Genomic DNA, 22,399 nt, shown 5'->3' with positions numbered 1-22,399 from the left:
GTTTGAACCTGCTGATGCCTGGAGGTTCAACCCCTACGGGGTTGGGCGTTAATGGATTGGCTATTCTTTCTTTTCCGCCGGTTGCACCGGTGGCTATTTAAATTCGAGCCCTATGGGCTCGGCCAAATAGCGGCAAGCCAATCCAACAACCGGAGCACCGTGTGTTCTTGTGGTAGTTGTTGCTGCTTTTCGTTTGCATACCGGGCTGTCGCATGGGCCAAGCACGGGCTCGCAACCTTCAGGGCTGAAACAAATACCCCGGAACTGGTGGTCGTTGAACAGGTGGTAAGTCCAATACAGGGAGGTGCAGATGTCCACAAGTTCTTCGGTAAACATGGCAATATTTGCCTGCTCCTTCAGTTACCCGCTGTAGTGAATGGAAAGTTCCATGTTATTGAAATTGCCCTTGGAACAAAGTAAATTGTCCCATCCAAAACCGCCAAACAACTGCATCATGGAATTGAATCAATTCAACTGCCTTCCTGCCTGGAAAAACATGCTTTCCCACATAGCGGAAGAAGAAGCCTGGAAGTGGAAGGAAGAACTGGAATTGGGCGAGCTGCTATACAACCAGTGGCGGGAAGTGTACCAGTTGGTGGAGGCATTTGCCGAGAACCTGCCTGCTGCCGGGGACGATCCGCACCCGGCCAGGGTATTGATTTACCAAAACGCCGGCATCATTGCACCCAAAATCATCGGTGCCAGTGGTGATACGCTATACCAAATCAAGATGGAAAACGCCGCCCTGATCCGGTTTAATTGCCGGCAACTTTGGGAGCAGGTAGCCTATACGGTGCTAACCGGTGCTGCCGACCCGGTACACAAACAGGTAATTGAAGCTGAACTAGACCGGTTCAAAGCCTGTTTTCGCAGGTGGGTAAGCAAGTTCCAGAAAGATGATTTCACGGATGAATGGGGGCTATTCTGATTTCATTGCAGCACAATTCCTGTTTAGGGCCTTAGCCACAAATTATATTATTAAACCTTTGTCGACGATTCGGGGCGAGCCAGGAGAGACCGCTCTGGCTGGTTGGGTGTCTTAAGTAGGAAGCTTTGTATTTTCTTTATCTGGCACCTTGTATTGCTGATGCATCTTGCAAAAGATCTCAGGTTTCCTCAATCCTTTGCACAATACCCCAACTGCCGCTCATGGCACCAATTTCGCTTTACTCCTGCTCTTTTCCTGTTTATGGCCCCACAACCAATCCCCGCCTACCAATCCGTGCACCCTTCGCTCTCCTGGATCCAGACCCGTCCCGGGCATCCCTACTTTTTTACCGAAGACGGCAGCCCCTGGGCACCCATCGGGCAGAACGATGCCATCACCTGGCCCGAGCTGAAAGGGATCTTTCGCCGCAAGGATTTGGCTACGGCGGAGGCCTATATCGCCATGCTGGTGGCTAAGGGTGTTACCTGTATGCGGCTGATGCTGGAATACTGCCAGGGCGAGCACCGCTATTTTGAAGACCCGGTGGGCCGCTTCCAGCCCAATATGATCCGGCTGTGGGACGACCTCTTTGCGCTTTGCGAAAAGCATGGCATGCGCATCCTGCTCACGCCTTACGATACCTTTTGGATGTGGATCCGCTGGAAGTACCATCCCTACCGAAAGGCCAATGGTGGCACCTGCGACAAGCGGGGCCAATGGCTGCTCTGCAGGGATACCCGCCAGGCCATCAAGGCCCGGCTGGCCTTTGTTACGGAACGGTGGGGCGGGAGCGGGGCCCTTTTTGCCTGGGATATCTGGAACGAGATCCACCCTGCCCATGCGGGGAACGAGGCTACCATCTTTGCCGATTTTGTGGCCGATATTGGCGGCTTCCTGAAGGAAACCGAATTACGCCTCCATGGCCGGGTCCATCCCCAGACCGTATCGGTGTTCGGGCCGGTGCTGCTCAACCATCCCCTGGCGGTGGAAACGGCCTTCCGCCACCCCGCCCTCGATTTTGCCTCCGTGCATTTTTACGAGAGCAAGACCATCGACTATCCCCGCAATACCGTGGATGCGGCCATCAGCACGGGCCGCCTAACCGCCGATGCCCTCGCCCAGATCAGGGACCAGCGCCCTTTTTTCGACAGCGAGCACGGGCCCATCCACCTTTTCAAGGATAAGAAGAAGACCCTTCCCGAGCCTTTTGATGATGAGTATTTCCGGCACATCCAGTGGGCGCATTTTGCGTCGGGTGGCGCAGGCGGGGGTATGCGCTGGCCCAACCGGCACCCGCACAGCCTGACAGCGGGTATGCGGGAGGCACAGGCAGCACTGGGCCGCTTTCTGCCCCTGGTGGACTGGCAAAATTTCCAGCGCAGCAATTGGAACGGCTCCCTGGTAGCCTCCCATGCAGCGGTGGTGCCCTTTGGCTGTGGCGATGCGGACCAGGCTATCCTCTGGCTCTTGCGCAAGGACAGCATTGGCAAAAATGGTATGCTCCGCACCGATGTCGAACCCCTGAGCGGTTGTGTGCACCTGCCTCTTACCGCAGCGGGCAATTACCGGCTTACTACATGGGATACACGGAAAGGTGTGGTGCTCCAGAACCTGGAGGCACACCATGAAGGCGGGAAGGAATTGTGTTTGCCCTGGACGGTGACAACGGATGTAGCGATGGTGGTGCGGCGGGTTTGAACCTCTTGGAAACAAGTTCAGGGTCAACTAAGGCAGGGAGGACAGGAAGGGGCACAGATGGCGATAATGCTTTTGCAAAGATGGATTATATAAAAGGGACTGGTGATTCACCAAGGACTATGTGCTGTAAAAGACACGGTCATGCTGACGAATGTCAGCATCCCCTGCAATCTCCGGAGTTCCTGATGGTAATAGGAGATGCCGAAACAAGTTCGGCATGACAGTGTACTAGGGTATTGTCTTGCCGAACTTGTTTCGGCATCCCCCTCAGCCCGTCGGAGTGTACAACAACAGGAGGAGATGCTGACATTCGTCAGCATGACAGTGGCAAAGAGTTCTATCATCCCGGCGTATGTCGGATATCCTTGCCCTTTGGAGTTCCTGATGCTAGCATGGATGCCGATCTCGTCTAAGGCGAGACGGCAGGACAGAGGCTAATGGCACAATCATACCGATGTGTTGGCACCCGCCTGCCGCCGCTGCAATAGCGCTCACTAATATTGGAAGCCGGCAACTTGCATCCTGCCACCTGCAACCTGTAACCCAGGTAATCACTCCAGCCTTCCCAACAAGTCCCGGTCCACCCACACCGCAACCGTGCCACCGGCACAGTAGAATTCTGCTTCTCCTGCTTCGTTGATGGTGATGGTTTCGGCGGCATTGCCAATGGCGTCTACAAAGAATTTGCCTGCGTGCTGTTTGCCCACATACATATACTTGTTGCCCGGCTCACCGTTGGAGATCACCACGGCGCAGCCGCTATTGGGGATTTCTTCCAGTCCTTCGCGGGTCCAGCCGATACAGTTGGGATGGTCGAGGTAGCTGTGCTCGGTGCCATAGGCGGCTTCCTTGCGCAACTTGAGGAATTGCGGGAGGGCTGCCAGCGCCGGCATCACAATGTGGTGTTCGTTGCCGTCCTGCCCCAGATCGGTGTACTCGGCGCTGTACAGGTCAGGGTAGAAGATACAGGGGTAGCCCTTGTCGCGGAGCAGGATCAGGGCATAGGCAATGGGTTTGAACCAGGGCGCCACCGCAGCTTCCAGGGCTTGTAGGGGCTGGGTGTCGTGGTTGGCCACCAGGGTCACTGCCAGGTGCGGGTGGGCACTTACCAGGGTATCGTTAAAAATGGTGCTCAGGTCGAAATCGGCGCCGCTTTGCGAGGCTGCATGGAGGCGGTTCTGGAGGGGCGCGTCAAACAGGGATATTTTGCCTTCGGTGGCTTCGATATAACGTTCCAGAAGCGGCAGGTTGCCGGGGTCCCAGTATTCGGCAACGGCAAAAAGCTCCTTGCCGGTAAAGTCGCGCATATGGGCCAGCCACTCGTTGAAGAATTGGGGGGCGATATGTTTCACCGCGTCCAGCCGCACGCCGTCGAACTTCGTGTTTTCGTAATACCAGCGGCCCCAGTATTTCAGCTCATCGCGTACATGGGGGTTGCGGAACTCCACATCGCAAAACATCAGGTAGTCGAAGTTCTCCTTCTCATCGGAGATCATGTCCTCCCAGTTGTGGCCAAACTCGTTGAGGATATTATAGATGCCGTTGCAGTTGCGGCCATGGTCGTAGTCCACACCGGTAAAACAGGTATGGTTCCAGGTAAAGGCGGAGTACTTGTTGCCCCTGGCCGGGTAGGTAAAACGGGTATAGGCTTCAATATCATAAGGCTCGCTGATGGCCTGGTTGCGGCTCTCGGGGTCCATCTCCAGCACCCGCACCGTTTCGGTTTCATCGCCGCCGCCCAGGTGGTTGAGCACCACGTCTACGTATACCTGTATCTGGTGCTGGTGGAGGGCTTCAATGGCCTCGAGGTATTCGGCACGGGTGCCGTACTTGGTGCGTACCGATCCCTTGCTGTCGAACTCGCCCAGGTCGTAGAGGTCGTATACATCGTAGCCGATGCTCTGGTCGCCCTCGGTGCCCTTGAAGGCAGGGGGCAGCCATACGGCATTGATACCCAGCGAGGCCAGGTAGGGGGCTTCGGCCTTTACTTTTTTCCATAGGCTGCCGTCGGCGGGGTAGTACCAGTGGAAGTACTGCATCATGGTTCCGTTCTGCATGGTGGTGGTTTTGTGGCCTTTGTATAAAAAACTGTGCTAGCCCGGCTGTGGGGGGCAGAACCACGGAGCCAGGGAAGATAGGGAGGCGCACAGAGTGATTTTGGATAGGTTACGGAGTTTAGGAAATGGTCAGGTCGACGTCGCAGCATCTCCTTTTGTTTTCGAAATACCTGTGTATAGAAGGAGATGCTGAAACAAGTTCAGCATGACAGTGTCCTCGGGTACTGTCATGCCGAACTTGTTTCGGCATCTCCTTGCACTTTCGGAGTACCCATGTATACTAACAGATACTAATCTCGCCCAAGGCGAGACAGCATGACAGAATCTTTAAGTACTGTCATGCCTACGTATCTCGGGATGTCCACCTGCTACAAGCCATCCAAAATTCAGTAAGCCCATTCCACCAACGCACCAAACCAAGGACAGGCGGCGTCATTAAAACGAAGGATTTCGTAAGCTTTGCTGACACACACCGCAAATACTTACCCATGCCTAAACTGCTCCTCCTGCTAACCTGCTTGGCCCTCTATTGCAGCACCTACGCCCAAACCGCTACCCTGTACGGCAAGGTGGTAGATGGGCAAAAAGCCCATGTGGTCCTTGCCAATATCACCCTGGTGAATACCGCCAACCGGGGTGCAGCCGCTGCCAGTACCCTCACCGATTCGCTGGGTAGTTTCGCCTTGGCGGCCCCGGCGGCCGGCACTTACGTGGTGCAGGTAACCGCCATCGGGTTTGCCAAAAAGGAAACCGACCCCGTTGCGGTTACCGGCGGGGCCAGCATTGCACTGGGCACCATCACGGTACAAAGGGAAAGCAAGGAGTTGCAGAATGTGGACATCCTTTCCATGCGGCCCACCATCACCCAGCTGGCCGACCGGATGGTGATCAATGTGCAGGGTACCGCCATGGCCGCCGGCAACAACGCTTTCCAGCTGCTGTCCAAGTCGCCGGGGGTATTTGTAGACCCCGAAGGCAGTATCCAGCTCAATGGCCGTGGCGGCGTAACGGTGATGATCGACGGCAGGCTTACCTACCTGTCGGCACGCGACCTCCGCAACCTGCTGGAAAGCACGCCGGCCGAAAACATCAAGAGCATCGAGCTGATCACCAACCCTTCGGCGAAATACGATGCCGAGGGCACTTCGGGCATCGTCAACATTGTGTTCAAAAAAAATGTGTTGCAGGGTGTGAACGGCAGCGTGTACAGCAGCTATTCCACCAATTTCAAACAGCACTTTTACGGCGCCGGCACCACGGTGAACTATAAAAGCGGCCGCTGGAATGCCTTCCTGGTGTCCGACTTCAACCGGAGGGGCGGCGGCCGTGAAGCTACTTTCACCCGGGTGTTCCGCACCCCGCAACGCACTACTTATTTCGACCAGACGGCCATCGGCAACTGGTCCAATATCGGGCCGCCCTCCATCCGCGTGGGCACCGATTTTACCATCAATCAGAACCACAGCGTGGGCATTATCGGTTCCTATTTTACCAATACCGCCGAAGCCGAATTTTTAACCGAAACCTATATCGGTGATGCGCCCCGGTCGCCCAGCCAGTACATTGACGCCGACAATTTCAACAGCAATACCATCCGCAACGGGATCGTCAACCTGCACTATACGGGCAAACTGGACACGGCAGGTACCACCCTATCTGCCGATTTCGATTTGGCAGGAGTACGAAACAAGGGCGATGGCAATTTCTTCAACCGCTTCCTCCGCCTGGCCGACGGGCAGCAAACCACCGACAACCTCTATACTTATACGCCCAACGGTTTTGATATCTACTCGGGAAAGATCGACTTCAGCCATCCCCTCACCAAAACACAGAAGCTGGAGGCCGGCGGCAGGGTGAGCCGCGTGGAATCGGACAATGATTTCCGGTTTTATTTCAACAACAACGGCAAGGTACCCGACCCGCAGCGCACCAACTATTTCCGGTATACCGAAAGCATCTATGCGGCCTACCTCAACTGGAGCGGCTCGCTGGGTAAAAACACTACCCTGCAGGCGGGCCTCCGTGCCGAGCAAACCCATTCGAAAGGCGAGTCCTTTACCACCGGCGAGGTTACGGAACGCGATTACCTCAACCTGTTCCCGTCGGTTTTCCTGCAACACAAATACTCAGATAATTACAATGTCGCCGCCAGCTACAGCCGCCGCCTCAACCGGCCCAATTACGGCAACCTGAACCCCTTCCGGTACTACCGCGATCCCTATACCTGGACGGTGGGCAACCCTTATCTGCGGCCCCAGTACACCGACCTCTTCAACCTGAACCAGACCATCAAAAAGCTTTACGTGGTGCAGCTCTTTTACCAGTATACCAAGGACGTGATGACTGAACTGCCCATACCCGATGCCGCCAATGCGGTAACGGTATACACCACGGGCAATGTGGACGATGCATACAGCGGCGGCCTCTCGGCCATCATACCGGTGAAGCTGGCCAAGAAATGGGATACCCGCAATACTGCGCAGCTCTCCTACAGCAAGTTCACCACCTTCCAGGGTACCGAACAGTTGGTGAACGAGCAGCTGTTCTACTATGTACAGTCGGCACACACGGTGCTGCTGCCCAAGGCCTTCCGGGTAGAAGCCACCTTCCTGTACCGGGGCCCTGCGGCTTCCGGTTTGTACCAGCAAAAGGCCCTCCACCGCATCGACCTGGCCTTCAACAAAAGCTTCGCAAAAAAGAAATGGGAGCTGGCCCTCAACATCACCGACCTCACTAAGGGCTGGCGCTACAGGTGGGCGGCCAACTATGGCGGCAATATCAACGAGTTTGACCAGTATATGCGCTGGCGCACCTTGGGGCTTACCCTGCGGTACAATTTTAGCAAAGGGCTGAAGGCGGAACTCAAACAGCGCAGCGGTCCTGATGAACTGAACCGGTTGTAGCAACCCCGATTACATATAAAAAGGCAGCCTGGAGGGGCTGCCTTTTTTGCTGGGTTTTTGGATAGTGATCACGCGGCGTCATATTGCGGAACCCACAGCCCCTGTCATGCCGAACTTGTTTCGGCATCCTCTTTTATACACCGATACGCCAACCTGCTTTACAGATTATTACATCTTCGCAATCACCCCACAACCAATCCTTGAGCCGGCACCGCCGGTAGGCTGGGTTTGGAAATCGTCCTTGCCGCCGTGCACGATGATGGCGCGGTTGAGGATATTGCGGGTGCTGTCGGTATTGCTGATGGACCACAGGTCGGTGTCGAGCTGAAGGGTGCCCTTGCCCGAAGCATCGAGTGTTACATTACCGATATCGCCGCGGTGAAACTGGCCCTCGCCCCATTTGCCATGCGGCTCCTTGGTGGGATTCCAGTGGCCGTGGGCGCCATTGCCCATTTCGCCGCAGTCGCCGTGCTCGTGGATGTGTACGGCCACGGTCTGGTTGGCCATCTTGGGCACGCTGATGTCGAGGTTCATGGTTACCCGGCCACCGGCTTCCATAAAGCGGGCGGTGCCGCTCAGGGTGGTATCGGCCTTGGTGCCGCTCAGTACGGCCTGTGCACCACCGGCTCCGTTGCCACCGGTCATACCAGTACCGGTATCGGTGGTCATGGGTGTGGTACTTAAAGCCGCGGTGTCGGAAGCGCCGGTGCCGCCATTGCCTTCGCTATTGCCGCAGGCGGTAAGCAAGCCAGCCGGAACGAGGATCATACCCAGGAGGGTCGTTTTAAATGAAGAGATGCGCATAAGTTTTTATTGTCGTGGTAAAAAAGACATTTGCCTGCAATAATCCTACCGGTATGGGGTAATTGCTTTTTCCTGCTTAATCCCGCATCCTGGACAGGGCAGCTTTGTACTCACCAGGACGGCTTGACCATCTTCTGGGTGCGTCTTTCACCTGTTTGCGTCACCAGGCTCAGGATATAGGTGCCCGGGGGCAAAGCCGCCATGGATAGGGTATGCCGGTACGGGGTCTTCCCTTTTACCGCTCCCGCAAACAGCTGCTGTATCCTGCTCCCGTTTGTTGCCAGCAGTTCCACGCTCAGGTAAGTGTCCCGGTCGGCACCAAAGCTTACCTGTCCTGTGGTAGCAACGGGATTGGGCCATGCCTGCAGGTACAGGCCTTTTTCCGCCAGTGCCGGGGTTCCTACCTGCGTATTGCGGGTAAGGATGGCCGGTAGGTTGGTACTGTGGATAAGGGTAATGCTGATCCGCAGCGCTGTGCCCTTTTTACCTGCGCCATCGTGTTGCCCGAAGGGCGTAGCCGTAATGGTATAGGTGCCGGGTGCGGCCTGCCAGGGAAGATAATCCTGGAGGCGGTTGGCTGCCAGTGCAAAAGGTGCATGGTTCTCTAGGCGGTAATTGGCCCGCTCGTTCAGGCCAAACCGCACACTGCCGATCCTGCCGATGCCCGGCACTGCAAGGATATTGATCCGGGGATGCTGTGCCAGGTCGATCACGGCCCCGTCGTATAGCGGCATGATGGGTTTGTCGCGGTCCGCATCCAGGAGGGTGAAACCAGAAAGGGAGAGGCTATCAATCACGGTAAACCGGATACCGTGGTAGGCACCTTCCTTCCCATAACCATGTTTGTGGGCATAGGGCGTGGCAGTGAGGGAATGTTCGCCGGGTGCAGGCGTCCAGCGGTGGTAATTGCCGGCATTGTCGCTGCCCAGGGCATAGGGCGCAGCATTTTCCACCCTTTGGGTACCGTTCCAGTTAAACACCACGCTGCCTACCTTTTCGGGCTGCACCACCGCACGTATGTTGAGGTTGCGGGTGGGCAGGGCGCTCAGGTTGAGGGTGTCGCCATACTGCAGTGGGGCGATATCTTTATCGGTATCGGCATTTACCAGCACAAAGTGGGTAACCGCCTGGTCAAGCACGTAAAAGCGAATGGTTGTAGGCTGACCCTTGATACCGTTGAAATAGGGGGTGGCAGTAACGGTATAATGGCCGGGGGCTGGTATCCACGCATTGTAGTCGCCATTATTGTCGCCAAACAAAGCAAAGGGCGCTGCCGTTTCCATCTGGCTGTGATGCTGGGGGCCGTCCAGCACCATGTACACGCTGTCTGCCTGCTGGGGATCGGTATGGGCCTGGATATTGATTTCCCTATGGGACATAGTCGCCAGGTTCAGGGTGTCGCCATCCCTTAAGGTATTGCCTTCCGCATCCCAGATGGCATCGGGTACAGAAAACCGGGATATGATGCCACCGGGTATGGGTTTGTATTTAAAAAGAATATAATCATCCCAATCACCCAGGGGGTCTTCTCCGGTATCGCTGGTGCCGGCAACATAGATATTGCCTGCCTTGTCAACATGGAGGGCACTCGGTTCGCTGCTGCCATAACTTTCGTCATAACGCTTCACCCAAAGCTCCTGCCCGGAACTGTCGTAACCCACGGTGGCAAAATCCGCCCAGCTTGTGCCGGTGACAATGATGCTGCCATCGGGTGAAAGGGCGACTTTCCTGGCTTCGTTTGTGTTATAGGGATCATCCTGGAACCGGTAGCGGGCATCCCATGCTTTTACCCCGTCCTTGTTGAACTTAACCGTGGTAAAATAGGTTCCGCTTTGGGTAACACCGGTCACATATACGTTGCCATCCTGGTCGGCAACCAGGTCATTGGCGCGGTCGGCGCCGTTTTCCGGTCCGTTGTACCGGGCGGCCCACAACTGCCTGCCGTCAGGGTCGTATTTAAGGGTAACAAAATCATGGCCCGTGGCTGCTGCGGGACTGCTGCCGGTAATATAGAGCTTGCCTAATGCATCGAGGGTCAGTGCCGTAGCATAGGCGCCGGAGCCATACCCGCGTACCCATCGCTGGTTGCCATCGCTGTCGTAGCTAAGCGTGAGATAACCCGGTTGTGTTGGGCCACCCGGCACATGGCCTTGCCCGGTGATGTACAACCTACCCTTTGGGTCGATGGTCATGGCTGCGGGCTTGTCGTCCGATCCTTTGCCGTCATACCTTTTTTCCCAGAGCAACCTGCCTTCGCTATCGTATTTAAGCGTGGCATAGTCGAGCCCCGTTCCGCTGCCCCGGCTGGAGCCGGTTACATACACATTGCCCAGGCTGTCGAGTACCAGCGCAACGGCCTTGTCTTCCCCATTGCCAGGTCCATTATACCTGCGCACCCACAGTTCCTTACCACCCGCATTGTATTTAATGGTGGTATAGTCGAAACCTGTTTCCTTTCCTGCGCTCCACCCGGTGATATAGGTATTGCCCTGGCGGTCGACGGCAATTGCTGACGCAAAGTCTGCTCCACCCACCGGACTTTCGTACCTGCTCACCCAAAGCATTTTTCCATTGGGGTCAAACTTAACGGTGGCATAGTCGGGGTTGTGGCCAAAATCCTGTTCGCTGTTGCCGGTAAGGTACATATTGCCCGAGCTGTCCACCACCATGGCACTGGCCGCGTCCCAACCATGGCCGCTCTTATAATAATGCCTGCTCCACTGTTCCTGCCCTGCTGCATTGTACCTAACGGTGGCCACGCCGGTAACATACACGTTCCCCTCCCTGTCCAGCAGCAGGTCGCGGGCGCCGCCCTCTCCCTCGTCATCCTGGCTAAACCGGTTGGCCCACAACAGGTTGCCGGCAGGGTCGTATTTAAGGGTGGCATAATCCTCACCGCTGCCCTTGCCCATACTGCTACCGGTGATGATGATGTTCCCGGATGCATCCAGCGCCATCAGGGTTGCCGTGTCTGCATCATTGCCCGTCCCGTTATACCTTTGCTCCCACAGCAGTTTGCCTGCAGTATTGTATTTAAGGGTGGTATAATCCAGGCCGCTGCCCACACCCGTGCTGCCGCCGGTAACATACAGGTTGCCGGCGCTGTCTAGGGCAAGGGCACGTGCCGCATCCATCAGCCCTGCAGGCCCGTTGAATTTTTGCACCCACAATAGTGCTCCCGAAGGGCTGTACTTAACGGTGGCATAATCGCCGCCGCTTTCGCCGGTAACATACACGTTCCCCAGGGTGTCAATGGCAAGGTCGTAGGCAGCGTCTTTACTGCCCCCGCCGCCATAGCGTTGTACCCATAGTTCCTGCCCCTGTGCATTGTACTTGATGGTGGTAAAATCGTCATCGGCAAGGCCCCTGCTGACCCCGCATACATATACATTGCCGGAACTGTCTACGGCGAGGCCGGTGAGGGAATCAGGGCCATTGCCGGGACCGTTGTAGTGGGCTGCCCAAACAAGCTGACCGGCGGCATCGAATTTGGCAGTGGCAAAATCGCCTTCCTGTTGTCCGCCCACATATACGTTGCCGCTGGCATCCAGCTTGAGTTCATTGCCGCCGTAATTGCCAATATAGGAATAACCATAATCACTCATGCTGCCCTTGATCAGCCTATGCTCCTCAGTAATGTAGATGTTGTATGCATGGTCCGCCACCGCACGCCTTCCTGCACCGAAATACATAAAATGGTAGCTCCAGTATTCCTGCCCTTTACCGGTATACTGCTTGAAGCCGCCATTGCCTAAAACGTACAGGTATCCTTCAGGATCAAACGTCATTGCGGTTGCCCGGTCGTTATTGCTGCCGGGTCCATTGTAGCGAAGCACCAGTTGCTGTTGTACCTGGCCGAAGGAGGAAAGCGCGGCCAGGCAAAGGAGTGCCGGCAACAATAGGTGTAGGTAGTGCTTTTTCATACGTCCTGTTTTAGTGTGAGCAGAATTTGACCGTACAGTGCGTATTCAAAGGGCGGGAAAAGCAATACCAAATTAGCCGGGTGCAGCTGGCAGCCCATGACCCCGGTCATCGACCCACCTGTAAAAAATTAGGCAGTGAAAATCCGGATCAGCCCATACATCTTGTGGTGCCTGCCAGTCCCTGATTATTTCCAGTAATGATGGTCTATATTGTAGGACATACGTCAACCCTTTCCGGGTTTTATTTTATCCCGATCGAACACCATGAAAAGAACTGTACTTGGCCTGCTGCTGTCCCTGCCGGTTTTCGGCTTTGGTCAATCCCCCTTAAAACTTTGGTACACCCAGCCCGCCGCCGCATGGACCGAAGCCCTGCCGGTAGGTAATGGCCGCCTGGGCGCCATGGTATTTGGCGGGGTGGAAAATGAACTGATCCAGTTGAACGAAAGCACGCTGTGGTCGGGCGGGCCGGTACCCAAATCGGTGAACCCCCAATCGCCGCAGTACCTGCCACAGGTGCGGGCAGCCGTTTTTGCCGGCGATTATAAAAAAGCTTCCGACCTGAGCAAGCAGATGCAGGGATTGTACTCGCAGTCCTACCTGCCCCTGGGCGACCTCAGCATCCGGCAGGAACTGGGCGGCGCTACGGCTTCCAACTATTACCGCGACCTGGATATCAGCGGGGCAAAGGCTACCACCCGGTTTGAGGCCGGTGGCGTACAGTTTACACGGGAAGTGTTTTCCTCCGCCCCCGATGGGGTGATGGTGGTACGCATCAGCGCCGGCAAGGCAGGTGCGCTCAACCTGCTGGTGGGCGCCCGCAGTTTGTTTGCCCACCAAAAAGAGGCAAGGGGCAAGGATTTGCTGGTGCTTAAAGGCAAGGCGCCCGCACATGTGGAGCCCAACTACGTACGCAAACCCAACGCCGTGATCAACGGCGATACCGCAGGTTGTGCCGGTATGCGCTACATCCTGCTGGCAAAAGCACTGAACAGGGATGGTACGGTACAAACTGATACTTCGGGTATCCATATCAAAAATGCTACGGAAGTGGTGCTCCTGCTGTCGGCAGCCACCAGCTTCAATGGTTTCGACAAGTGCCCCGACAGCCAGGGCATCGATGAAGTGAAAAAAGCCGATGCATTCCTGACTGCCGCGGTCCAGAAAAACTATGGCCAGCTGTTGGCGCGCCACCAGGCCGATTACCAGCGATACTTCAACCGGGTAACCCTCAATTTGGGCAGGAGCGGAACTTCCGCCACCCTCCCCACCGACCAGCGGCTGGAAGCCTATAGCAAGGGTGCCGCCGACCCAGGGCTGGAAGCGCTTTATTTCCAGTTTGGCCGCTACCTGCTGATTTCCAGCTCCCGCCCGGGCGGTACGGTGGCCAACCTGCAGGGCATCTGGAACCACCATCTGCGGGCACCCTGGAGCAGCAACTACACCACCAATATCAATGTGCAGATGAACTATTGGCCCGCCGAGCCTACCAACCTGTCGGAACTCCACGAGCCCCTGTTCCGCTTGATACAGGCGCAGGCCGTAAACGGAGCGGTTACGGCAAAAGAATTTTACAACCTCGATGGCTGGGTGCTCCACCACAACAGTGATATCTGGGCCCTCACCAACCCCGTGGGCAATAAGGGCGAGGGCGATCCCAAATGGGCCAACTGGGCCATGGGTGCCAACTGGCTGTCGGAGCACCTCTGGGATCATTATCTCTATACCGGCGACCAGCAGTTTTTACGCGATACCGCCTACCCCCTGATGCGGGGCGCCGTGCAGTTTACGCTGGGGTGGCTGGTGCAGGATCCAAAGGGTTATTGGGTAACAGCGCCTTCGGGATCGCCTGAGAACGAGTTTATGGATGAAAAAGGCGTGAAGGGCGCCATTGCCCAGGCCAGCACCATGGATATGAGCATCATCCGCGAGCTCTTTGCCAACTTCATAACCGCTTCGCAAAAGCTGGGGCTGGATGCTTCGCTCCGCGATACCGTGCTGGCAAGGCAAGCCAAACTTTACCCCTTCCAGGTAGGCAAGGCCGGCAACCTGGTGGAATGGTACAAGGACTGGCAGGATGTGGAACCGCAGCACCGCCACGTGTCGCACCTCTATGCCCTGCACCCCGCCAACCAGATTTCACCGGTGAAAACGCCTGAACTGGCCGCAGCCGCCCGCCGCACCCTCGAAATAAGGGGCGATGAGGGCACGGGCTGGAGCAAGGCCTGGAAGATCAATTTCTGGGCAAGGCTGCTCGATGGCAACCATGCCTATAAGCTGGTGCGCGACCTGCTCCACCTTACCGGCGAGCAGGGCACCCGTTATGCCGGCGGTGGCGGCGGCACCTATCCCAACCTGTTTTGTGCCCACCCGCCCTTCCAGATCGACGGTAATTTTGCCGGCACGGCCGGCATCGCCGAAATGCTGCTCCAGAGCCACCTGGGCGAAGTACACCTCCTGCCCGCCCTGCCTGATGCCTGGACCGATGGTACGGTGAAGGGATTAAGGGCCCGGGGCGGCTTTGAAGTGGGTATGCAGTGGAAAAGGGGGCACCTGGTGGCCGCTGCCATCCGGTCGCTCAATGGCGCGGAATGTATCCTGCGCACGCCCGACCCCATCCGGATTGCCGGGGTAAAAAGCCAGTCGGTGCAAACCGAGCACGGTTTCGTGACCCGTTTTGCTACCCAAAAAGGGAAAGTGTACCTGGTGGCGGGTATCGGCCAGGCGGTTTCGGTACGGTAATAAAATAAAACACCCCACAGGTTCTAAAAACCTGTGGGGTGTATAAAACCTGTGAGGTGTAATTATGTTCACCCCATTACATTGCCCGGCTCCAGCCTGGGTGCCAGTTGCAGGGCCACATCGAGGGCTTCAGCGGTGATTGCACCTACAATACCATCGGCGCCGCTCCTGCCGAAATTATGTTCCTGGAAGCGGATCACCGCTTTCATGGTGCGTTCGCCAAATTCGCCGTCAATGGTGCCTTCATAGAACTCCCTTTCTTTCAAAGCTGCCTGCAGTTCCGCTACCAGTGGCCCCTGAGAACCATAGCGCAATTTGGCATTTTTGGGTTTTTCACCTGCACCCAGGCTGAAAACTTCGGTACCCGAAAACAGGAGGTACTGGAAACTTTGCTGTGCAATACTGTAGGCATTTTTATGAAACACCCTCCAGGGGCCCACATTTTCGGTGCGGCCTTCTTTTTTGCACCTGGGAAAACCCATCACCACCTGGCAGCCGGCGCTTGCATAGGCATCGGCACTGAGGCCGGCAAACCACCCGCAATGGATATTGTCGAAGGGATTGCTGTACTCGATGCGGTCGTCCTTGTCGAAGTCAAAATCGTCGGTATTGCGGCGGATGGGCTGTACGGCATTTTGCCTGAATGCTTCGTGGCCGCTGGGTTTGCTGGCATTGTGTACGCCCTTGCGGTAATCGGTATAAAAGCCGGTCATCAGGCAGTTGGCGCCCTTCCCATCGCGCTGTTTGGCTTCCCGTATATGCCGCATATGCGGAACCGTGCTGGCCGGAAAGGCCGCCAGTTCACCGGTTTTGGGCCGCCATTGCAGCAGGGTACAGCGCGGGTTGGTATAGTTGACATCCATCAGCGAGAGGCTGTGTTTGCTTTTCCAGCTATTGTCGTTGGGCAGGGCCGTAATGGCGCCCCTGATGCCTACAAAAACCAGTTCGTCTGCACGGAGCCGGTACTGGTTTACGGTACACAGTTGCTCAAGCAGTTTGGGCGTGATGTTGAATGTGGACATGTGTTTAGGTTTTGTGTTTGGAGTTAGGGGTTTGGAGTTTGGGGTTTTTGGTTTTTGGTTGTTAGTTGTTGGTTTTGGGTTGGCGGGTAACCTGTTTTAAAGAAACAGGTTCAGTTTGCTGGTGGCCTGCTGGGTTACATTGAACTCATTGAACTACTTGAACGCTCCACCCCTAACTCCAAACCCCAAACCCCAAACTCCCAACTTATTTATTCACTGGCTTGCCGGTCGACATGACAACGATATTGCCGCCTTCCCTGGGTTCCTGTTGGGTGTTGCGGTCTTTGAGGATGGCTTCGCCTTTTACAAACCAGGCAAAGCCAAAGGCTTCCACTGCCACGGTTTCCATCCAGAAGGTAAGCCGGTAATGGTCGTAAAAAGGTTGGAAGGCGGGCAGGAAGAAACCGGCAACAATGGTGAGCAGGGCCAGGATCATGATGACACCCATGGTGCGGAAGATGCGGTTGCGGCGGCGCTTTTGTTTGCCGCGTACTTCGGGGGCATGCTTGGAGCGGGTGAACAGGAAGAGCGACATCAGGGCCAGGGTGAGCAGGAAGAGGGCTGCGGCAATGAGGTGGAATTTGGGCCTGAAGGTCGACTCCTTGAGCTGGGTGATGGCATAGCTGCTGCAGCATTCCACCTCGCTGATATTGCTGGTGGGAAAAAGCAGGAGCAGGAGGGCGCAGACGCCTGCAAAAGTACTGGCGTAAAAATCGATGGGGTCGCGGCCTTTATACACCATCAGGAAAACGGCCAGCAGGCTTACGATGATCACAAATACACCACCGGCACGGGTCAGGTAATAATGGCTGATGGACTCCAGGGTGCGGGTATGACCCAGGTCGATCCATAGCGCCAGGTACAACAGGATGGGCAGGAGCATGCCCAGGATGCCAACGGTTTTGCGGAGCGTGTCCTGGTGGGTGAGGGCGATCTCGGCGGGGTTGTCGAATTCGACTTTGGGCAACAATGACATGGCAAGTGGATTTGGTTAAGTACCTACCAAGTTACAGTTTGAAACAGGCAGTTGAAAGGGGGTTTTCACCCAATCATTTCGGGCGGCAACACGGGTGGGTGCATCCGGCAGGCTTTTGAGTTTTAACCCCATCAGGGTGTGGTGGCCCATCCCCCGGCCTGTTTTTCAACAAACCGCAGTTTGAAAGCTACCGCAACATGGGCTGGCATTCGTTGCCCGTTAAAAAGTAAAGGAACAAGTTAAGCTTGAACAAAAGCAGCATAAAACCGGTTTGGCAAAGGCGGGATAATGCAAGACAGCCAGTGGTAAATGAAACATTTCCTTTTCTCCGTGTACTCCCTGTCTTTGTGGTTCAACTCCCGGGAGCAGGATAGCACCCCACAGTTCCCTGGCTGCCAGGCGGGCGGCATGATTTATCTTGGATACAAATAGAATGCATGCCCCGATTGCTCCTGCTGGTATTTTCCTTTTTGTGCGCTCTTACTGCTTTTGCCCAGGGTGCTTACCGCTCCCTCGATCCCGCACATCCCATCCTGTTTTCAGGGAAGCAGGTAACCTATGCCGGCGATACCATCACCTTAGGTCCCAGAGCATTCTTTATCGACGGCCAGCTTTCCGATGCGGAGGCGGCCAGGCAACCCTATGTGTTCAATTCAGTAAACAAGGCAGCTGCACAACTGAGCGCAGACAGTGAAGCCGAACCCATGGTGTTGTACATAGCGCCCTGGGTATACTGGCTCGACAACCCCGACGATACCGTCACCCGCCGGCCACACAGGGGCAATACACCCTATGCTTTGGAAATTGACTGCCCCTGGCTCCGCTTCCAGGGCCTTAACCCCGATGCAGCCAACGTGGTGCTGGCCTGCAACAGGGGGCAAACCATTGGTGCGGTGGGCAACTTCACCATGCTCCGCATCAGCGGCGATGGTACCCGCTCCGAGAACATCACTTTTGGCAACTACTGTAATGTGGACCTGCAGTTTCCGTTGAAGCCGGAACTGAACCGGCCCCAAAGGGCGCAAGCTATTGTGCAGGCACAGCTTATTCACTGCAACGGCGATAAGGTGCTGGCCCGCAATACCCGCTTTATCAGCCGCCTCAACCTTTGTCCTTTTACCGGCGCCAAAAGGGTGTTGTTTGACAGCTGTCATTTCGAAAGTACCGACGATGCCCTTTGTGGCACCGGGGTGTACCTGCATTCCACTTTCGATATTTATTCCTCCAAGCCTTTTTACAATACTACCGGGACGGGGGCGGTATTTCTCGGGTGCGCCCTTCGCTCCTTTGCCGGCCCGCACCAGTATCTTACCAAGGCGGGTGGCCCGGTTGCAGTTATCGACAGCCGCTTTGCTTCCGAAACAAATACCTACTGGGGCTGGCAGGAAGTGGTGCCCCATACCCTCCGCAACTACCAGTGGGGCGTGCAGTACGGCGGCAAGCCCCTGCTGATTGGCGCCCAAAACCCGCAGGCGACCGTAGACCTGGAAGGGCACACCGCACTGGATGGATACAGGTTTGTAGCCAACGGCAAACCTGTTTACAATACCTATAACCTGCTGCGGGGTAACGACAACTGGGATCCGATGGGCATTAAAAGCACAGTGGAGCAAACCGAGCGGGCTACGGGTAAGAAGCTTTCCAGCCTGCCCGTGCAACTGGTGCTGACCCAAAGCCGCGACACGATTGAAACAGGAAAGAACGAAACCCTGCTCGTTGCAAAAGCTTTTCGCTTTGGCAATTACCCCGGTACTGCCGGCCCGCCGCAGTGGACGGTTGCGCCTGCCCACCGCCAACTGGTAAGACTGGAGCCCAGCGCAGATGGACTGGGGTGCAGGGTGGCGCCCACCAACGAAAGGGATTCCGCCGTACAGGTGGTGATACAGGCAACCGCCGCATCGGGGCTGGAGGCTGCAGCCCTGGTAACGGTGCTGCCGCAGATATTGGAGGCACCCCTTTTCAAAAAAGCACCCCGCTTTGTATTTAGAAATGGCCAGCTGGCCTTGGATTATACCCTGGCAACTCCCTTCCGCGACCAGAGCGATATTAAATGGTATCGCTGCCGCGATGCGCAGGGCGCCAACCCAATTGAGGTGGCTGTATCGCGTGACAAGCTGCCCTTGCGCACCTATACCTTCACTGCCGGGGATGAAGGGTGGTGGCTGATGGCAAGAATCAGCCCCCGGCATATCCGATCGGAAGCGGGTGCGGCGGTTATGGTTGTTGCGCCCCGGCCCGTAAAAGCCACCGACATCCTGGCACCCCGCAACCTTTTGGTAACCGATTTTGCCCAGTTGTCTACCCGCAACCAGCCCCGGGTGCTGCCCGGCTTCTGGACCTTGGGGCATGTGGCGCCCCAATACCGCGAGAACCAGTACCCCGCCGATACCACCCGAGATGCGTGGTACTTTGGTGCCGGCAGTGAAGGCGCCGGCGGCATGCAGGGCCTGCTGCAGGGCCGCGAAGGCGTGCTGTACTATACCCCCTTGGGCATGCCTTCGGGCAATATGGAACTGGAGCTGGAACTGGTGCCCTTCAAAACGGCAGGGCAGGGCTTTAGCGTAGCCCACCGCTACATGGATGTGCTGGTGCAATGGGATGGCACTACCCGCAGCGGTTATGGTCTTCGACTCATCCGTACCACCAGGCATTCGGACGCGGTGGATGCGGTACTGGTGCAGTACGCCAATGGTACCGCTACCCCTTTTGGAGCAGCCCTTTCCACGAGTGCCTTTCGGGGCACCTGTACCCTGCGTGTGGCGGTTAGCGGCGACCAGCTGCTGGCAGAACTGACCACAAAAGCGGCTGCCCCCGATAAAACAAAACCCGGGGTGTTGCCGGAAGTACGGCTGCAGGGCCGGATCAAACCCCTGGCGGGCAGGGGTTTGGGTATCGGGTACCATGGCGGCTCACCAACGATGGTCCGGAGAATCAGGGCGGAATGGAAAAACCTCCAAGGTCTTTAAGACCTTGGAGGTTTAAAGGAAACCCCGGCAAATCGGGTACAAATCTTGCCAAACAAGGGGCAAACCCTTTAACCCATGGCCCTATTAGGCGGAGTGATCAAAAGAGCAATCAATTTCAACGGCCTCGTTAACCGCGAGCCCAATCCCTATAAAGCGCAGCGCAAAGTGTTGCTGCAGTTACTCAAAAAAGCCAGGCTGACCGCTTTTGGACTGAAATATAATTTTACCGACATACTGGCCAGCCCCGACCCGGTGGTGGCTTTCCAGCAGCGGGTGCCCCTGTACGATTACGACCGGCTCCACAACGAGTGGTGGCACTTCCTGCTCGAAGGGCACCAGAACATCACCTGGCCCGGCGGGCAGCAGTATTTTGCCCTGAGCAGCGGCACCACCAGCAACAAGAAATACATTCCCGTAACCGACGATATGATCGCGGCCATCCGCAAATCGGGGATCCAGCAGGTGATGAGCCTCAAGAACTTCGACCTGCCGCCCGACTTTTTTACCAAGGACATCCTGATGCTGGGCAGCAGCACCAGCCTCATCCAGCAGATCGACCACCAGGAAGGTGAGATCAGCGGCATCAGTGCGGCCAATATCCCCGGTTGGTTCGGGTCGTTCTACAAACCGGGTATCGAGATCGCCTCCATCGAAAACTGGGACGAAAAGGTGCGCCGCATTGCACAGGAGGCACCCAAGTGGGATGTGGGCAGCATTTCGGGTATCCCTTCCTGGGTAGAGCTGATGCTCCAGGAAGTGATCCGCCACAACCGGCTGAACAATATCCACGACATATGGCCCAACCTGCAGGTGTACACTTCGGGCGGCGTAGCCTTTGAGCCCTACCGCAAGAGCATGGAAAAACTGCTGGCACGCCCGCTCACCTATATCGATACATACCTGGCTTCGGAAGGCTACCTGGCTACGCAAAAAAGACCCGATACCGATGCCATGGCGCTCATCCTGAACAATGGGGTGTTCTTCGAGTTTGTGCCTTTCGAGGAGTTCAATATCAACGAGGACGGCAGCGTGAAAGAGGGTGCACCCGTGCTGACGTTGGAGCAGGCACAGGAAGGGGAGGAGTATGTTTTGCTGATCTCCACGGTGTCGGGTGCCTGGCGCTATATGATTGGCGATACCGTCATCATCACCGATAAAAAACGCTCCGAGATCCGCATCAGCGGCCGTACCAAGCACTACCTCAACGTGGTGGGCGAGCAGCTGTCGGTGCAGAAGATGAATGCGGCCATCGAAAAACTGGAAGAAGTATTTGATATCGAGGTCAAGGAGTTCGTGGCTTCCACCGTGCTGCAGGACGAGCAGTTCATCATGCAGTGGGTAATTGGCACCGACAAGGAAATAGATAGGGTAAAAGCCGCTGAGATCATCGACACCGAGCTCGTCGACAATAATAAGAACTACGCCGTTGCCCGTACCAAGGCACTGAAAGGTGTAGCTGTGGAAGCCGTTCCGGTAGCACAGTTTTACAACTGGAGTGAAACCTATAAAAAGCTGGGCGGGCAGGCTAAGATTCCCCGGGTGATGAAGGAAGAGGATTTCAGGGAGTTCCGGGAATTTATGCTGCAAGGAGTCTGAGTATTTGCCACAAGGGCAGAAAGACAGGAAGCAACACAAAGAAAATGCTTAGTGCTCCTTTCCGTCTTGGTGCCTTTGTGGCAAATCATCTTTTAAAGCTTTCGCTTCTAACTGCTGCACCTGCTCCAATATTACATCGGGCGAGAGGTAGAGCCTTGCGATCTTGTCCTTATAGGCCTGCGGCAGGGATGCATGATCGAGGATAAAGCGCTTGGTGGCAATGATATGCCGGCCCATGCCCCGCGCCACCGCCAGGGTGTCGGCTACTCTTTCTGCTTGCTTTACAAAGGAAGGGTCGAGCACATAGCGGTAGCCAAAATGCATCAGGCCTTTATTGGTGCGGCCTTCATAATCGAGGATATGTCCCAGCTCGTGCCCGATCCACCCGATCATAACGGTATCGGGGATTTCGGTGATGGACTGCCGTGCATTTACCAGCTTGAATTCCTCGCTGATATGGATGCGGTAGCGGCGGTGGGCCCTTTTGCGCAACAGCGTATGAAATACCGGTTGGGCCTGCATCACCGAGCCCCGGATGTTTTCTTTTAAAATAAAATGGATGCGGGTGTCGCGCAGTTCGGGGTAGAACGACAGGGCGGTCAGTATGTTCTTGGCTAAATTTTCCGGTATTTGCTTGTGGTGGCCAAATGCCAGCAGTTCGGGCGGAACCTGGGCATTGGTGTGGGCAGCCTGTGATAGGGTCATAAAAAGGAGCGTCAGTTGTTTGATCATGCCTGGGTTTTCCGGGACGGGGTTCCGTAAAGCGCATGGCTGGCTTCAGCCT

The 22,399-nt window shown here is 56.0% G+C and carries 12 protein-coding genes; 6 read left to right on the top strand and 6 right to left on the bottom strand.

Annotated elements, in window-relative coordinates:
• Positions 1-454 precede the first annotated feature (454 nt).
• Positions 455-928: a hypothetical protein gene (locus tag BUE76_RS01290; protein ID WP_073039346.1), complete on the top strand. Its 474-nt coding sequence runs from the start codon at positions 455-457 to the stop codon at positions 926-928.
• 261 nt (positions 929-1,189) lie between these two features.
• Positions 1,190-2,626, top strand: a complete 1,437-nt coding sequence (locus BUE76_RS01285) for a glycoside hydrolase 5 family protein (protein WP_143157167.1) — start codon at positions 1,190-1,192, stop codon at positions 2,624-2,626.
• A 551-nt stretch (positions 2,627-3,177) separates the two neighbouring features.
• Here the strand turns inward: BUE76_RS01285 and BUE76_RS01280 are convergent.
• Positions 3,178-4,683 (bottom strand): alpha-amylase, encoded by a 1,506-nt coding sequence (locus tag BUE76_RS01280; RefSeq protein ID WP_073039345.1) that lies wholly within the window; start codon positions 4,681-4,683, stop codon positions 3,178-3,180.
• 488 nt (positions 4,684-5,171) lie between these two features.
• Between BUE76_RS01280 and BUE76_RS01275 the strand changes: the two genes are divergently transcribed.
• Entirely contained in the window at positions 5,172-7,586 is a 2,415-nt protein-coding gene (locus tag BUE76_RS01275; protein WP_073039344.1) for a TonB-dependent receptor, read from the top strand.
• A 168-nt stretch (positions 7,587-7,754) separates the two neighbouring features.
• On the opposite strand, the gene BUE76_RS01270 is transcribed toward BUE76_RS01275, so the two are convergent.
• Both BUE76_RS01270 and BUE76_RS01265 read right to left on the bottom strand, forming a co-directional pair.
• A complete protein-coding gene (locus BUE76_RS01270) occupies positions 7,755-8,390 on the bottom strand; it encodes a superoxide dismutase family protein (RefSeq protein ID WP_216820605.1) in 636 nt (211 codons plus the stop codon).
• 110 nt (positions 8,391-8,500) lie between these two features.
• Entirely contained in the window at positions 8,501-12,313 is a 3,813-nt protein-coding gene (locus BUE76_RS01265) for an SBBP repeat-containing protein (RefSeq protein ID WP_073039343.1), read from the bottom strand.
• A 264-nt stretch (positions 12,314-12,577) separates the two neighbouring features.
• Here BUE76_RS01265 and BUE76_RS01260 point away from each other — a divergent pair, with 264 nt between their 5' ends.
• A complete protein-coding gene (locus tag BUE76_RS01260; protein ID WP_073039342.1) occupies positions 12,578-15,055 on the top strand; it encodes a glycoside hydrolase family 95 protein in 2,478 nt (825 codons plus the stop codon).
• A 68-nt stretch (positions 15,056-15,123) separates the two neighbouring features.
• Here BUE76_RS01260 and BUE76_RS01255 read toward each other — a convergent pair whose 3' ends face one another.
• Positions 15,124-16,077, bottom strand: a complete 954-nt coding sequence (locus BUE76_RS01255) for a peptidoglycan-binding domain-containing protein (protein ID WP_073039341.1) — start codon at positions 16,075-16,077, stop codon at positions 15,124-15,126.
• 205 nt (positions 16,078-16,282) lie between these two features.
• The gene (locus BUE76_RS01250) at positions 16,283-17,053 is read right to left on the bottom strand and encodes a hypothetical protein (protein ID WP_073039340.1); all 771 of its coding nucleotides are present in this window, start codon (positions 17,051-17,053) and stop codon (positions 16,283-16,285) included.
• Between the two features lie 437 nt (positions 17,054-17,490).
• Between BUE76_RS01250 and BUE76_RS01245 the strand changes: the two genes are divergently transcribed.
• Both BUE76_RS01245 and BUE76_RS01240 read left to right on the top strand, forming a co-directional pair.
• Positions 17,491-20,019: a hypothetical protein gene (locus BUE76_RS01245; protein WP_073039339.1), complete on the top strand. Its 2,529-nt coding sequence runs from the start codon at positions 17,491-17,493 to the stop codon at positions 20,017-20,019.
• A 75-nt stretch (positions 20,020-20,094) separates the two neighbouring features.
• The gene (locus tag BUE76_RS01240; protein ID WP_073039338.1) at positions 20,095-21,615 is read left to right on the top strand and encodes a GH3 family domain-containing protein; all 1,521 of its coding nucleotides are present in this window, start codon (positions 20,095-20,097) and stop codon (positions 21,613-21,615) included.
• Positions 21,616-21,663: 48 nt separating this feature from the next.
• Here the strand turns inward: BUE76_RS01240 and BUE76_RS01235 are convergent, their stop codons facing one another.
• On the bottom strand, positions 21,664-22,347 hold the full coding sequence (locus tag BUE76_RS01235) for a hypothetical protein (protein WP_245798260.1): 684 nt from the start codon (positions 22,345-22,347) through the stop codon (positions 21,664-21,666).
• Positions 22,348-22,399 lie beyond the last annotated feature (52 nt).

It is taken from the genome of Cnuella takakiae (genome assembly GCF_001953305.1).
In the GTDB taxonomy this organism is placed as follows: Bacteria; Bacteroidota; Bacteroidia; order Chitinophagales; family Chitinophagaceae; genus Flavisolibacter; species Flavisolibacter takakiae.
The sequence above is the reverse complement of the archived record's forward strand: the minus strand, read 5'-3'. Positions and strand labels throughout refer to the sequence as shown.

What these genes read in the sequence shown, in the direction of transcription:
- BUE76_RS01265 (WP_073039343.1), bottom strand. Translation starts at nt 12,313, where the DNA reads ATGAAAAAGCACTACCTACACCTATTGTTGCCGGCACTCCTTTGCCTG.
- BUE76_RS01245 (WP_073039339.1), top strand. Translation starts at nt 17,491, where the DNA reads ATGCCCCGATTGCTCCTGCTGGTATTTTCCTTTTTGTGCGCTCTTACT.
- BUE76_RS01290 (WP_073039346.1), top strand. Translation starts at nt 455, where the DNA reads ATGGAATTGAATCAATTCAACTGCCTTCCTGCCTGGAAAAACATGCTT.
- BUE76_RS01255 (WP_073039341.1), bottom strand. Translation starts at nt 16,077, where the DNA reads ATGTCCACATTCAACATCACGCCCAAACTGCTTGAGCAACTGTGTACC.
- BUE76_RS01280 (WP_073039345.1), bottom strand. Translation starts at nt 4,683, where the DNA reads ATGCAGAACGGAACCATGATGCAGTACTTCCACTGGTACTACCCCGCC.
- BUE76_RS01250 (WP_073039340.1), bottom strand. Translation starts at nt 17,053, where the DNA reads ATGTCATTGTTGCCCAAAGTCGAATTCGACAACCCCGCCGAGATCGCC.
- BUE76_RS01270 (WP_216820605.1), bottom strand. Translation starts at nt 8,390, where the DNA reads ATGCGCATCTCTTCATTTAAAACGACCCTCCTGGGTATGATCCTCGTT.
- BUE76_RS01260 (WP_073039342.1), top strand. Translation starts at nt 12,578, where the DNA reads ATGAAAAGAACTGTACTTGGCCTGCTGCTGTCCCTGCCGGTTTTCGGC.
- BUE76_RS01275 (WP_073039344.1), top strand. Translation starts at nt 5,172, where the DNA reads ATGCCTAAACTGCTCCTCCTGCTAACCTGCTTGGCCCTCTATTGCAGC.
- BUE76_RS01285 (WP_143157167.1), top strand. Translation starts at nt 1,190, where the DNA reads ATGGCCCCACAACCAATCCCCGCCTACCAATCCGTGCACCCTTCGCTC.
- BUE76_RS01235 (WP_245798260.1), bottom strand. Translation starts at nt 22,347, where the DNA reads ATGATCAAACAACTGACGCTCCTTTTTATGACCCTATCACAGGCTGCC.
- BUE76_RS01240 (WP_073039338.1), top strand. Translation starts at nt 20,095, where the DNA reads ATGGCCCTATTAGGCGGAGTGATCAAAAGAGCAATCAATTTCAACGGC.